Source organism: Levilactobacillus spicheri DSM 15429 (assembly GCF_001435095.1).
In the GTDB taxonomy this organism is placed as follows: domain Bacteria; phylum Bacillota; class Bacilli; order Lactobacillales; family Lactobacillaceae; genus Levilactobacillus; species Levilactobacillus spicheri.
Map to the genome: position 1 here is coordinate 118878 of NZ_AZFC01000002.1, position 13392 is coordinate 132269.

Genomic DNA, 13392 nt, shown 5'->3' on the forward strand with positions numbered 1-13392 from the left:
TCTGATTTTCTTAGTCAGTATTGCTTTGGCGAGCCCACGATTGCTAGTCCGTCGAGGTCGTCGGATTCTCCGGCTGGGTCGGCCGGTAGAAGCGGCGGCCATCCATGGCGAAGACCCGTTCGGAGAAGTCGCCCGGCGCGGTGTGGGAAACCACCGTGTCCAGCATCATGATCGAGGCGTCCAACTCGTCCAGCTGGTGCAAGACCTCGGCCTCGCGCAACGCCGGCCGGACCGGCGAGCCGTACTCTAACAGCCCGTGGTGGCTCAAAATCATGTGCCGCAGGAGCAACACGTCTTCGGCCTGCGGGTCTAGCTTCAGCGGGTCACACGCCCGCACCAGTTCCCCGTCGATCAACACGATGTGCCCGATCAGGTTTCCGGCCAGCGTATAGGTCGTGGCCTCGGGACCCGACAACTCAATGGTCTTGCCCAGGTCGTGCAGGATGGCCCCCGCAAAGAGCAGCGAGGCGTTCAGGTCCGGATACTGTTGAACCACGGAATGGGCCAGCTTCAGGATGGAGATCGTGTGGAAGGCCAGCCCGCCCCGAAAGGCGTGGTGGTTGCTTTTGGCCGCCGGGTACGTGAAGAAGGCCTCCCGGTAGGTCGTCATCAGCTTCCGGACCAACCGTTGCCAGGTCGGCTGTTCGATCTCGAAGATGGTCTGGTTGATGTAGTCCTCCATCGCCGCACGGCTCATCGGGGCCTGTTCGATGAAGTCATCGGGCGTCAGGCCGTCCTTGGGTTCCGCTAAGCGCAGGTGCATGATCTTGATCTGGGGGTGGGTCTGGTACTTTTCCCGCTTCCCCTGTAAATGCACGACCCGCCCCGCGACGTAGCTGTCAATATCGGTCGGTGACGCATCCCAGTACTTACCGGAGATCTCCCCGGAACGGTCCTCAAAAACCATGGCAATGTACGGCTTGCCGTTCTTCGCCGTCCGCACATCCGCCGATTTTAGCAGGACAAACAGGTCGACCGCGTCGTCGACGACGTAATCCATCAGTTGTTTCTTGGTCGTCATTTAATCACCCTCCTGAGTCGTTAAGCGCACCACGTATTTCCCCGCAGCCGCCTGGGCCGCCACCGGATCAGCGGTCAATAGAATAATCTGTAAGTGCTGACTCAGCGTCAAGAGCAGCGCATAGGCCGCCTGACGCCGGCGTGCATCGAAGTTGACCAGGCCATCGTCGATCACCAGCGGCATGGCCGCCTGGGCCTGCATGACCACGGCAAACGCCAACTTCATGGCCAGGTCGAGTTGTTCGGCCGTTCCCCGGGACAGCTGGCCCACCGGCAACCACGTGCCGTCAGCCCGCTGGACCCGTAAGGTCTCACTGGTCAGCTCAAGTTTAGTATACCGGTTTTCGGTCAATTGCGCATAATATTCGCTGGCCTGGTCCACGATTCGGGGCAATCGGTCGCCAGACGCCGCGACCAGCGTGGCGCTGATCCACCGGCTGGTCAGGCGGTCCGTCAGCCACCCCTGCGTCACGGTGCGCATCTGGGTCTCCAGGTTGGCCAACCGTTGCCGCAGCGCCGTCTGGGTGCCGCTGGCGGTCAAATGTTCGAGTTGACCGCTCAGCGTCGCCAGTTGGGTGGTCGTGGCGTCCAACTGTTGCTGGGTCGTCTGCTGGGCCTGTTGGGCCGTGGTCACGTGTTGATCCAGGGTCGCCTGATCCGGCAACGCCTGCAGGTCGGCCAGAGTCGTGCCCAACTGGGTCGCCAACGCCTGGCGCTGGGCCGTGACGTTGTCCTGATTTTGGATCTGCTGGTACCGCTGATAAAAGGCCGCGGTGTCGGCCACGTTGCGGGTCTGCAAAAACGTCCTCACGGCCTGCTGGGCCCGGGCCACCGCCGTGTGATCCTGTTGGATTCGGTCGGTCAAGCCGGCCAGCTCGCCGTTTTGGGCGACCAGCCGCTGCTGCGTGGTCTGTAACTGCCGCAACTGGGTCGTCTGACTGGTCACCGACTGGCCAGCTAACTGCGGTAAGACCGCCGTGACGGCTTGCTGGAACTGATCCAGCGTCGCCTGCAACGCCGTCAGTTGGGTGTGGGTCGCCTGTAGCTGTTGGGTCAGGCGCTCCCACTCCCCGATGGCCGCCTGGGCACCGAACCACTGCTCGTGTGGCAGGTGGTCCAACCCGTGGGCCTCCCCGATGGCGTCGATGCGGTTGGTCAGCGCGTCGATGCGCTGGCCCCCTTCACGCAACTGGGCCTGGACGTCGCGAATGTCGGCCGTCAAGCCCTGCAGTTCCCGACTAGCGGGCGTTTCCCCGTCGACGATGAAGACGCCATAATAGCCCACAGCAATTCCGAGGGCCGCGCCCACTAATTTAAAGAGCGTGCCGGGCAGAAACATCGCCCCGACCAGGACCAGTAACCCGGCCGCCAACCAGCCGAGCTGCTTATCCGCCAAGGGATTGCGCTGTTGCCGGGTCGGTTGGGCCTGTTGGTACTGGTCGTTGAGCCGGTTCAATTCCTGCTGTAACCGCCGGCGCTTCTGGTTCGCCAATTGCAGGTCGGCTTGTTGCTGCTTCAGCTCCTGCGTGGTCGCCAGTGAGAAAGGCCGGGGCATCTGCCCGTTCGCGTTGGCCACCTGCTGTTCGATGGCCGTCGACCGCTGCGTCAGCTCCTGCACGGTCGCCATTAACCGGGTCCGCTCCTGTGCTTGCGCCGTCACGGCCGGAACCTGGTCGAAGAGCGGATCGACCTGCTCACTGACCTTGAGGTACTGTTGGAACAACGCCGGTAGTTGCGCGTGGGCCTGCAAGTCCTTCAACCGGCTCTGGTTGGTCTTGGCCGTGGCCTGGCTCGCCGTCAGCTGGTTCTGCAGGCGCTCCAGCTCGGTCGCGTCCGCCTGCGTAAAGCCGGTCGTAGGTTGTTGCTGGGCCGTTCCCAACGCCTGCCAGCGCTGAAAGGTCGGCCACTGCTGCTGCAGCTGCGTCCAGTGCGTCACCGTCTGACGGTGCGTGGCGAGCTGCTCACGCAACGCGGCTTGCCGGTGCTTAGCCGTGGCCTGGTCCTGCAGCAGTTGCCAATAGGTCTGATAGGCCGTGTTGGCCTTGTCCAGCTTGGCCTGCAGGTCCTGGTGCTGCCGCAACAGGTCGTTCAACAGCGGCTTGCGGCCCTGGGGTTTGTAGGCCTCCTCCGCCCGCTGGTCCAGCCGTTTGGCCTGCACCAGCCAGTCATCGCTCCCGACCGCCCCCACGTGTTGCAGGTGGGTCGTCAGGTCCTGTTTGGAGGCCTGAAACACCTGTCCCAGCCGCATCTCGTTTAAGGCGTACACGTTCTGAAAGAGCTGCGCATCGACGGGGGCCAGGAGCTTCGCCAGCTGGCTCGCCGGTAGTTCCAGGTCCAATGTCAGGTTGCGCAACGTCACGGTCCCGCCCCGCGGCCCGTCCACCCGGGTCACCTGATACTGCGTCGCGTCCTGCACGAACGTGATGGCCCCGCCAAACCGACTGCCGTCGAGGGGTTCGTACCGCAGCTCCGGGTGCTTCTTGGTCGGAAAACCAAAGAGAATGGCCGTGATGAACTGGGTCAGGGTCGACTTGCCCGCCTCGTTGGGCCCCACCAAGACGTTCAGGCCCCGTTCGAGGTTAAACGTCCGGTCGTGGAACTGGCCGAAGCCAAATAACGTTAACGTTTTAAGGTACATCGGGCGCCTCCTGATTCATCAAATCCTGTAGTTGTTCCGTCGCCAGGGCCCGTAACTTCTCCGGCGTCCCCTCGGTGGCCAGCCAGTCGGCCAAGGCCGGCTCCTGGGCCAACTTGCCGAAGAGGGTCTGGACGGTCGCCGGCGTGAACGTCTGCGCCGCGCCCTGGTCCCAGTAACGCTGATCCAGCGCGGGTGCGGCCACCGTCGCCTGGGGCAGGCGCAACGTCAAACGGGTCAGGTAGCGCTGCGCCGTGGCCAGGGTCGACCGGTGCGTCCGTTGGTACAGGCTCAGCCAGTCCGTGGTGCGCCACGCGGCTTGATCTTCCGGCGTGAACGGGTGCGTCAACTTGCCCGTCAGTTGAGTCAACGTGCTCTGGTCCGCCGGATGGGCCGTGAGCCACTCCGTCAGGGCCGTTCCCAGGTCAGCCAAGGTCGTGACCGTCAACGGCACCGTGGCCGTATCCCATAACAGGTCCGCGGTCGGGAAGAATTCGGGCACGAGCTGGCGACCATGACTGGTCACCAGATAGGCCCCCCGCTCGCCCGTTTCTTGGCTGGAGCGTCCCTGGGGATTGCCCGCATACAGGATCGGCGGGTTCTGGTGCAGCAGCTGGCGCTGATGGATGTGCCCCAGCGCCCAGTAATCGTACCGTTTCGTCAGCATCTCCGCCACGGTAAACGGGGCGTAGTGGTCGTGGGTCCCCCCCGTCGCCACGGCCCCGTGCAGCAGGCCCACGTGCCAATCGGCCGCCGCATGTTCCGGGAAGGCCGGCAACGGGTCCGTCACCACCCACCGTTGAGGATAGCTGAAGCCGCTCACGGCCACCGTTTCCCCGGACGCCAGGGTCAGCGTCTTCGTCGTCACGTCCGCGCCAAAGACCTGAACGTTGTCCGGATAAGCGATGGTCTGGTGCTGGTCCGTCGCATAATCATGGTTGCCGAAGCTGACGAACACGGGAATGCCCGCCTGGCGTAACCGCTCGAATTGGTTAAATAGGTACGCCTGCGCGGCCACACTCTGCTCGGCCCGGTCGAAGAGATCCCCAGCCAGGAGCACGAAGTCGACGTGTTCGGCGATGGCCCGGTCGAAGATCTTGGTCGCGGCGGTAAACGTCGACTGCCGGACCCGGGTCAACAGGGCCGCGGGCAGCGTTGTCAGGCCTAAAAAGGGACTATCAAGATGTAAATCTGCTGCGTGAATGAATTTCACCTGTGCGACTCCTTTCCGTCAATTAAAAAATCGCCGGTACGACCCCTCCCAAAGGAAGCGTCGCACCGACGATCAAGGGGTTTTAGCCCTGGTACAGATTTTGGATGGGTTGCGTGATCGTCTGGTTCAAGTCAGACAAGATCTGGTTCACGCCCCGTTCGGTCTCCATCAAGTGCTTCACGGACTCGATCTTGGACACCTTGTCGGCCAGGTCGTGAGCGTTCTTCAGCTCGTCGTCGGTCAACTTCTGGCCCGCCATCTGCTTTTGTTGTAAGGTCCCTTGCAGTTGTTGGAATTGTTGGAACAATTTGTACGTTTCAGCGTCCGCCTTCATCTCGTCAAACGCCTTTTGAAGTGCTTGAAAGTCGGGCGTTGCCTGGAGTGCTGCGGCAACTTGGTTTCCCAAGTCGTGTAAATTTTCAGCCATAGTGGTGGTTCCTCCTCAATTAAATCGTTTACTTAACAAGTGTACCATGTTTTGACCAGTGACCCCAGTGAAGTTTGACTACTCCACGTAGGATTTTGCCTTTTCCCACCAGGACTTGACCTTGTCAGCGGCGTTGTTGAACGACTTGCCGGCATTGTCCAGCCCCTGTTGGACCTGGTCCCAGATATCACTGGAGGAACTCGAGGAGCCCGTCCCCTTGGCGAGGGTCGAGGCATCCTGCGTATCGAACGACGTGCCCTTGGTGTTCGGCAGGATACCCTGCATCTCGGCCTGGAAGAGCGGCCCTTCACCGGTGCCACTGACGTTCTCCAGGTGATGCTTGGAGCTGGTGTTGTCGAACCCTTCCCAGGTCGCCACGACCACGTCCGGGGTGTAGCCCACGATCCACTTATCCCGGGTCGCATCGGTGTCCCCGTCGGCCTCGGTACTCCCGGTCTTACCGGCGATCGTGTAGCCGTACGGTTTGGCCGTGGCCCCGGTCCCGTAGTTGAAGACGCCCATCATCACGCTGGTCATCTGCTTGGCCGTCTTACTCGACATGACCTGGGTGGTCTTGGCCGCGGAATCCTGGGTGTCAACGACCACGTTGCCCGAGGCGTCCACAATCTTCCGGATGTAGTGTGCCGAGCTCATCTCACCGCTGTTGGCAAACGCAGTGTAGGCCTGGGCCAGCTGCTGTGGCGAGACCCCGGTCTTCAAGCCCCCCAACGCCAGGGCCAGGTTCTTGTCGGACTTAGTCACCGGCAGGCCGAACTTCTTCACGGAGTCGTAACCCTTGTCGATACCAATCTTGTTCAGTAACCACACGGCCGGCGCGTTGGTACTTTGCGCTAACGCCTGGTACATCGGGATCTTACCGCTATACACCCCACCATAGTTGTGCGGCGTGTAGTTGTTGGTCCCGTAAGACTTCTTCTTGTCGGTCAGCTCGGAGTCGTAGTAGTACCCGTTCTCCAGGGCCGGCGTGTAGACCGCCAACGGTTTAATGGTCGAACCCGGTTGCCGGCGCATCTGTGTCGCCCGGTTGTAGCCCCGGAACACGTGCTGGCCCCGGCCCCCGACGACGGCCTCGACGCCCCCGGTGTTCGGGTCGATGGCGATGCTGGCCGCCTGGACCTTGGTGCCATCGCTGGCGTTGGCCGGGAAGTAGGCGTCGTTCTTAAAGAGCGTCTGCATCTGCTTCTGGTTGTTCTGATCGAGGGTCGTATAGATCTTGTACCCCCGGTTCATGATCTCCGATTCCGTCAGGCCATACTTGCTGATGGCTTCGTTGATCACGGCATCAAAGAAGTACGGGTATTTATAGGTATTCTTGTAGGTGTAGGCATCGTTGGTGGTCAGCGCGGTCGCCTGATACTGCTTGGCCTGGGCGCTGGTGATGGCGCCGGTCTCGGCCATCAGTCCCAAGACCACGTTTCGCCGCTGCCGTGAGGCCTGGGGATGGTCCACCGGATTATACCCACTCGGGTTGGTCAGCATGCCGGCCAACGTGGCGGCTTGCGGCACGCTGAGTTGTTCCGCCGAGACGCCAAAGTACCGTTCGGCGGCGTCCTGCACGCCCCAGACCCCCTTGTCGAAGTAGGCGTTGTTCAGGTACATCGACAGGATATCCTTCTTACTGTAGACGTTTTCGACCTCCACGGATAAGAAGAGTTCCTTAAACTTCCGGGTAAAGGTCTGTTCCTGCGTCAGGTAGGCGTTCTTGACCAGTTGCTGGGTCAGCGTACTGCCCCCGCCGCTGATGTAGTCTCGCCGCAAGACCTTGTTCTTCGCATACAAATAAAACGCACGCGCGATCCCCTTCACGGAAAAGCCGTGTTCGTGGTAAAAGTTACGGTCTTCGGTCGAAATCACGGCACTTTGGACGCTCGTCGAAATCTGCTTCAACGGGACGTAGGTGCCCTTCTGCGAATAAAGGGTCCCGGCCTTTTGGTTGTGCCGGTCGTAGATCTTGGTGGGGTTTTCCAGGGACGCTTTGAGGTTCCCGACGTCGGTGGTCTTGGCCATAAAGGTCAAATACCCACTCATCAGGAAGACGCCCGCTAACACCAGGACAATCAGCCACCGGGTCAGCTGGAACCGTCGCCAAAACCGCTTCAACCGGGCCTTAAAGCCAGAACCTGGATTCGGTTGTTGGTTATTCATGATCTTAACCTCTTCTATCAAGTGTTCATTACGGTCACGCACGGACGGTGCCCGCGCGGAAAGAATCCGCTCACGCCAGGTGAAACGGGTCTGTTCTTATCATAGCATAGACTGTCTCTCCCGCTACTTTTGCAGCGAAACTTTATGAACCTTTAAAACAGCTTAACAGCAAATGAAAACGGACAACACCAACTGCCCGTTGATCTTGTCCGTTAGTTTAATGAGCGATTTCAGGATTCATTTCAGCGGCGATCTGGTCGTGCAACTTCTCGGCGACCTCGGCGCTGGGACTGATAATGAAGATGGTGTCGTGACCCGCTAAGGTCCCGGCGATTTCCGGCAAGTTCAGGTCGTCGAAGATCACGGCGAGCAGGTTCCCGTTGCTGGGCAACGTGCGAATGATGTTGACGAATTCGACCCGGGTCAAACCGGTCACCACTTCGTTGATGGTCTCGCGGAGGTGCTCCTCTTCACTGCGGTTACCCGCCTTAAAGATGGTGTAGCACAAGTGGCCGTGACCATCCTGTGCTTTCACGATCTGCATCTCCCGGATGTCCCGGGAGATGGTCGCCTGGGTCGCTTGAATCCCAACTTCCTGGAGATGCTCCATCAGTTCCTCTTGGGTCCCGATGGGATATTGGTTAATCAATTGCTCGATCCGTGCTTGGCGAATGCTCTTTTTCATGAAAATGGCCCCCTCCGCATAAAATTGCACCATATCTTGGCAAAGAATGCGGTTACAGCCCCGCAACTTTGAATATTTATGAACTTAGTGTACCAAATATTCGTTTTCAACGCAAAAATGTCTCCCCGGTTCCGTCAATTTGTGTCCAGATGCTGGGTGCTGCTGCACACCAATCAGTCAGTGGGCGCTGTCGCTGGTGAAGGGCTCTCATTCATTCTTAGCCACAATCGGCTTTGAACAACTCGTCCCCCTTTAATCAAGCACCTCAGCAGAACGGCTGCCAAAGTGTCGTTGACTCAGTGCTGTCGCCCCTACTCCATCTATGACAGGTGATGCGCTATGCGAGCGGAACAGAGGCGACTTGCTGGGAGTGGTGAAATTGGTGTTACCTGGTGGTTCTTACCAGGTTACATCAAGGCCGAGTTCTGGAGACCTGTGCGCTTTTCACAGGGCTTCAGAATCGTGCCCACCACAGACAGCTTGCTCGCCGGCGTGTAGCGGCCGTTTCCCCCAACACAAAAAACGGACCACCCGTCCAGCCAATAGCTGAGCGAGTGGTCCGTGAAGCATTGAGTTGAGTTAAACTTACATTTCGTCCGGTGCTTGAACCCCTAACAACCGCAGGGATTCCTTGATGACCGTGGAAACGGCCGTCACTAAGGCTAACCGTGCTGGTAATTCAGCGTCTTCGGTCAGAACCTTGGTGTGAGCGTAGTACTTGTTAAAGTTCTTGGCAACCCGGATCGCGTACTTGGCCACAACAGATGGTTCGTATTCGGCACACGCCATCTTAACCACGGCTGGGAAGTCCGCCAAGGCCTTGATCGTGTCCCAAGCCTCTGGGTCGGTAATCTCGTTACCGGCCGCTTGAACGTCCACGCCATCGGCCTTCCGGAGGATACTTTGTGCCCGCGCCCGGGCGTATTGAACGTAAGGACCGGTTTCCCCTTCGAACTTCAGCTGGTCGGCTAAGACGAAGTCGATGCTGTTCATCCGTTCGTTCTTCAAGTCACCGAAGACGATGGCCCCGACCCCGACCTGCTTGGCCACGGCTTCCTTGTCCTTCAAGGTTGGGTTCTTTTCGGCGATTTCCTTTTCGGCTAAGTCGATGGAGTCCTTCAAGACGTCCGCCAACAAGATGATCCGGCCAGAACGGGTCGACAACTTCTTCCCGTCGACGGTGATCAAACCAAACGGAATGTGGTGCAGGTCCTTGGCGGATGGCACCTTCATCTCTTCCAGGACGGCCTTCAATTGCTTGAAGTAGTACATCTGTTCGGAACCCACCACGTACAGGTTCTTGACTGGGTGGTACGTCCGATCCCGGTAAAGGGCCGTGGCGATGTCCCGCGTGATGTACAGGGAGGCGCCGTCACTCTTTAAGATCAAGGCTGGGTTCAGGTCGTACTTTTCCAAGTCGACCACTTCGGCCCCTTGGGATTCAACCAACAGGTGGTCGTCCTTCAATAACTGAACGACTTCGGCCAGCTTGTCGTTGTAGAAGGCTTCCCCGTTGTAGGTGTCGAATTCAACGCCCAATACCTTGTAGATGTCGTTAAACTCTTGTAAGGAAACTTCCCGGAACCATTGCCATAAGTCGTGGGCTTCCTGGTCGCCGTTTTCCAGCTTCCGGAACCATTCACGGGCTTCATCGTCCAGTTCAGGCTTGTCCACGTCTTCCTTATGGAACCGTACGTAGTATTCCACCAACTTGTTGATGGGATCCTTCTTGACGTCTTCTTCGTTCCCCCACAGCTTGTAGGCCGTGATCAGCTTCCCGAATTGCGTCCCCCAGTCACCCAAGTGGTTATCCTTGATTGGGTGGTAGCCGTTCTTCTTCAGGATCTCGGCGATGGAGTTCCCAATCACCGTCGACCGCAAGTGACCCATGGACATTGGCTTGGCAATGTTCGGTGAGGACATGTCGATTGGCACGTTCCCCTGGTTCCCGTCGTTGTTTTGACCGTAACTGGCACCAGCCGCCAACACGGCGTTCAGGGTCTCTTCACTGTAGGCCGCCTTGTCAAAGAAGAAGTTCAGGTAAGGGCCCACGACAGCGACCTTTTCAAAGCCCGTCTGGTCCAGCTTCTCGGCGATGTCTTGTGCGATTTGTTGTGGCGCCTTGTGCAGCGTCTTGGCCAACGTGAACGTTGGGAACGCTAAATCACCCTTGTCTGACGTCTTCGGCCGTTCCAGCTTGCTGCTGATCTCGTCAGCGGTCAGTTGGCCGTCCAGTGCCTTCACCAATGCATTTGTAACTTGTTGTTTATAATCCATCCGAATTCCTCCTTAGTTGGCGGCGTGCTCCCGCAGAAATCAAAAAACTCGTCTCTCACAGCTATATTATACCTGTAAGAGACGAGTTACACCCGCGGTACCACTCTAATTGACTTAAAAGTCCACTTAAATGATTAATTTTAAAAGACTAACTAGCCCGTTCGATCAAAGAATCAATGCCGGCTCCCACCATCCCGGACTCGCTTCGCAATTCTGACCTGATCTACTATTCTAATTAGCGTAACCTTCGAATGAGGATATTAAGAAAGACGACCAATTGGCCGCCTCTCATTCGAAAGCGGGTGACGGGAATCGGACCCGCGACACAAGCTTGGGAAGCTTGGATTTTACCACTAAACTACACCCGCACAACACAAAAAAGTATAGCATACCTTTTGTGAGTTGTCAGTACTTTTTGTAAAGAAATTCAAAAAATGTTTTTTTATGCCTCAGAATCGCCGGGCGCCGCCGTAATCTTGGCCTCGCTCTTCCGGACCACGGCCCGGTTGTTCATGTCGCCCACGGCCGTCTTGTCCTTGGGATCATAACTGCGAATCTCGACCAGGACCGAATTATCATACACCTTGGTCACTTCACCCGTGAAATCATGTTCCAAGGGTCCAAACTTTTTCGCTGCAACGTAATCGCCGACCTTAATCTCAGTTTCAGCCATCACTTGTCGCCCCTTTCATTATGCAAAGTCTCATTATAGTCAAGTTTTCGCCGAACCGCAAGTGGAGTGTCCCGCGAGCGCAACGGAATTGTAAGGTGTTTGAAACAAATCCATATACGCGAACTTATGATTCATTATTTAGCCTGAAAACGATGATTATCCGACCTTTATCCGTCTTATTGGCGTGAAAACGAAAGAAAATCAACGTTTTAACGAACGTTCCCCCAAATCGAACGCTCTGCTAAATTATACCCATCTCCTACAAGATACGTTATACTTTAGGCGTTGTATCACGACTTTAAATTCACGATTAACCATTATAGGAGGAGTATGCGGATATGAAAAAATGGCAACACTGGGTGATTCGGGGAATCGCCTTAACCGCTGGTTGTGCGGGGATCGTCCTCAGCACAACGCCCGCAAGTGCTAATCGCATCAACGACTACATTGCGAGTCAAAACTACGGCACACCTACGATTACCAAAAGCATCTGGTCTGGTTTTCCCAAGAACAAATATCGTTATGGGAAGCCAGAGGGCGTGGTCGTTCACGAGACCGCGAACCCGAACTCAACGATTTATAACGAAATTGCTTACATGCAACGGAATTACCAATCGGCGTTCGTCCACACCTTTGTCGACGGTAGCCGGATCATCAACATCGCCAACCCCAACTACCTGAGTTGGGGCGCGGGACCCGTCGCTAACCAGCGGTACGTCCAGTTCGAACAGGTCGAAGTCCACTCCAAGGGAGCCTTCGCCGCTGAACTGAACAATGCCGCGTATTACACGGCTTACACGCTGAAGCAGTACGGTCTGACCCCTAAGCGGTACACGACCGTCCTGTCTCACCACGACGTCTCTAACCGGCTGGGTGGCACGAACCATTCCGATCCAGACCAATACTGGTCCACGAACGCGCGGAGCTTCTTCGGCACGACCTACACGATGACCGACTTCGTGAACCTGGTCAACACGCAGTACGCGCAGTTGTCCGGGACCACCACGGATTCCTCATCCAGCGACAGCTCGAGCGACGCAAATTCGTCCAGCAACACCAACACTTCCAACACGGGCTCTTCATCGGCCCAACACACGAATACGACCAGTGCCGTGACCTACAATCACGGTTACAACAACGAAACGGCCCGGTTGGCGCAAAACTACACCAACTGGACGGTCTACAACCACGTCAAGGGGACTAAGGGAGCCTACAAGATCGGTTGGGGCCGCCTCAGTGCCGATCATCGGGGAACCAAGGTCTACGTCGACAGTCGCGGCGTCAAGCGCGGCGGGTCGACCTGGTACCGGATTCGGTTCTCGAAGAACTCTGGTTACAAGTACTGGGTCTACAGCAAGACCCTGAACTTCCCAAGCGTGACCTACAGCGACGCCAGTGGCTCAGCCAAGCTGAACACCACGCAAAACGCCCCTCTGTACAACCACGTCTTGAACTCCAAGTACCTGTCTAAGGTCACCGCACACACGCAGGACTTCAGCAGCGATGCGTCCGTGCAAGTGAACAAGAAGGGCTACAAAGCTTCTGACGGTTCTACCTGGTACCGGCTAGTCGTTGCCGGCAAGACGTACTGGGCCAAGAGTACGAGCCTGACCATGGACTAACCTGATACAACGTTTCAACGGACCTGGGACCCAACCGTCCCCGGTCCGTTTTTTGATGGTCGCTACCGGATCATCGCGGGCGGCGGCTTTTCGTGCCCGCCTCCCCGTTCACCTTTTAAGGAGGTTCTTCATATGACCCGCATCCAATTTTATGGCGCAACGTCGCTCGACGGCTACCTCGCTACCCCGGACGACGATCTCGACTGGCTTACCCAACTCCCCGACGTACCCGCGGCCCCCGGCGAGGCCGTCTTGCGTCAAATGACCGCCGCCGTCATGGGCCGCGCCACCTACGACACGATTCAGCGTCTGGCCCCCGGCGCCCCGCTGAACCCCGCCAATCCCACCATGACCAGCGTCGTCTTCACCCACCATCCCCGGCCGACCACGCCGTCCGTGACCTTCACCGCCCAGCCACCGGTCCCGTTAGTTCGGCGGTTAGCCGCCCAGACCCCCGGGAACCTCTGGGTGGTGGGTGGCGCAGCGATTCTGACGCCCCTCTTGGCCGCCGGGTTAGTTGATGATCTCTACTTACAAATTGCTCCAATTCTTTTAGGGCGGGGCAAACGCCTCTTCGGCGACCTCACGACCCCCCAAGCGTTTGAGCTGGTCACGGTTCACCGCCTGGGACCGTTAGCCGAGTTGGTTTATCAACGGACAAATTAACTCGGCAC

Annotated in this window: 10 protein-coding genes and 1 tRNA gene; 2 read left to right on the top strand and 9 right to left on the bottom strand. The window is 57.9% G+C overall.

What is annotated here, in order from left to right:
- Nucleotides 1-43: 43 nt before the first annotated feature.
- From FD37_RS01115 to FD37_RS01155, 9 genes are all read right to left on the bottom strand, one after another.
- Nucleotides 44-1021 carry a 3'-5' exoribonuclease YhaM family protein gene (locus FD37_RS01115; RefSeq protein ID WP_056962855.1) on the bottom strand — a complete coding sequence of 326 codons (978 nt, stop codon included), beginning with the start codon at nucleotides 1019-1021 and terminating at the stop codon, nucleotides 44-46.
- Nucleotides 1022-3658: an ATP-binding protein gene (locus FD37_RS01120; RefSeq protein WP_056962857.1), complete on the bottom strand. Its 2637-nt coding sequence runs from the start codon at nucleotides 3656-3658 to the stop codon at nucleotides 1022-1024. It abuts the gene before it with no gap.
- The gene (locus FD37_RS01125) at nucleotides 3648-4868 is read right to left on the bottom strand and encodes a metallophosphoesterase family protein (RefSeq protein ID WP_056962859.1); all 1221 of its coding nucleotides are present in this window, start codon (nucleotides 4866-4868) and stop codon (nucleotides 3648-3650) included. Before FD37_RS01125 ends, FD37_RS01120 begins: the two co-directional genes overlap by 11 nt.
- Nucleotides 4869-4950: 82 nt before the next feature.
- Nucleotides 4951-5295, bottom strand: coding sequence for a YlbF family regulator (locus FD37_RS01130; protein WP_045808080.1), 345 nt, complete (start codon nucleotides 5293-5295; stop codon nucleotides 4951-4953).
- A 78-nt stretch (nucleotides 5296-5373) separates the two neighbouring features.
- Nucleotides 5374-7461, bottom strand: coding sequence for a PBP1A family penicillin-binding protein (locus FD37_RS01135; RefSeq protein WP_056962861.1), 2088 nt, complete (start codon nucleotides 7459-7461; stop codon nucleotides 5374-5376).
- 217 nt (nucleotides 7462-7678) lie between these two features.
- Complete coding sequence (locus tag FD37_RS01140) at nucleotides 7679-8146, bottom strand: arginine repressor (RefSeq protein ID WP_056962863.1); 468 nt, start codon at nucleotides 8144-8146, stop codon at nucleotides 7679-7681.
- Nucleotides 8147-8731: 585 nt separating this feature from the next.
- Entirely contained in the window at nucleotides 8732-10423 is a 1692-nt protein-coding gene (argS, locus tag FD37_RS01145) for an arginine--tRNA ligase (protein WP_056962865.1), read from the bottom strand.
- Between the two features lie 297 nt (nucleotides 10424-10720).
- Nucleotides 10721-10791, bottom strand: a tRNA-Gly gene (locus FD37_RS01150).
- Between the two features lie 74 nt (nucleotides 10792-10865).
- Entirely contained in the window at nucleotides 10866-11096 is a 231-nt protein-coding gene (locus FD37_RS01155; RefSeq protein WP_045808076.1) for a DUF2187 domain-containing protein, read from the bottom strand.
- Between the two features lie 338 nt (nucleotides 11097-11434).
- On the opposite strand from FD37_RS01155, the gene FD37_RS01160 reads away from it, so the two are divergent.
- Both FD37_RS01160 and FD37_RS01165 read left to right on the top strand, forming a co-directional pair.
- On the top strand, nucleotides 11435-12718 hold the full coding sequence (locus FD37_RS01160; RefSeq protein ID WP_045808075.1) for a peptidoglycan recognition protein family protein: 1284 nt from the start codon (nucleotides 11435-11437) through the stop codon (nucleotides 12716-12718).
- Between the two features lie 132 nt (nucleotides 12719-12850).
- Nucleotides 12851-13384 carry a dihydrofolate reductase family protein gene (locus FD37_RS01165; RefSeq protein WP_056962867.1) on the top strand — a complete coding sequence of 178 codons (534 nt, stop codon included), beginning with the start codon at nucleotides 12851-12853 and terminating at the stop codon, nucleotides 13382-13384.
- The last annotated feature ends 8 nt before the right edge of the window (nucleotides 13385-13392 follow it).

Coding starts and splice junctions, on each gene's coding strand:
- FD37_RS01115 (WP_056962855.1), bottom strand. CDS start 1,021: ATGACGACCAAGAAACAACTGATGGATTACGTCGTCGACGACGCGGTC.
- FD37_RS01120 (WP_056962857.1), bottom strand. CDS start 3,658: ATGTACCTTAAAACGTTAACGTTATTTGGCTTCGGCCAGTTCCACGAC.
- FD37_RS01130 (WP_045808080.1), bottom strand. CDS start 5,295: ATGGCTGAAAATTTACACGACTTGGGAAACCAAGTTGCCGCAGCACTC.
- FD37_RS01135 (WP_056962861.1), bottom strand. CDS start 7,461: ATGAATAACCAACAACCGAATCCAGGTTCTGGCTTTAAGGCCCGGTTG.
- FD37_RS01140 (WP_056962863.1), bottom strand. CDS start 8,146: ATGAAAAAGAGCATTCGCCAAGCACGGATCGAGCAATTGATTAACCAA.
- argS (WP_056962865.1), bottom strand. CDS start 10,423: ATGGATTATAAACAACAAGTTACAAATGCATTGGTGAAGGCACTGGAC.
- FD37_RS01155 (WP_045808076.1), bottom strand. CDS start 11,096: ATGGCTGAAACTGAGATTAAGGTCGGCGATTACGTTGCAGCGAAAAAG.
- FD37_RS01160 (WP_045808075.1), top strand. CDS start 11,435: ATGAAAAAATGGCAACACTGGGTGATTCGGGGAATCGCCTTAACCGCT.
- FD37_RS01165 (WP_056962867.1), top strand. CDS start 12,851: ATGACCCGCATCCAATTTTATGGCGCAACGTCGCTCGACGGCTACCTC.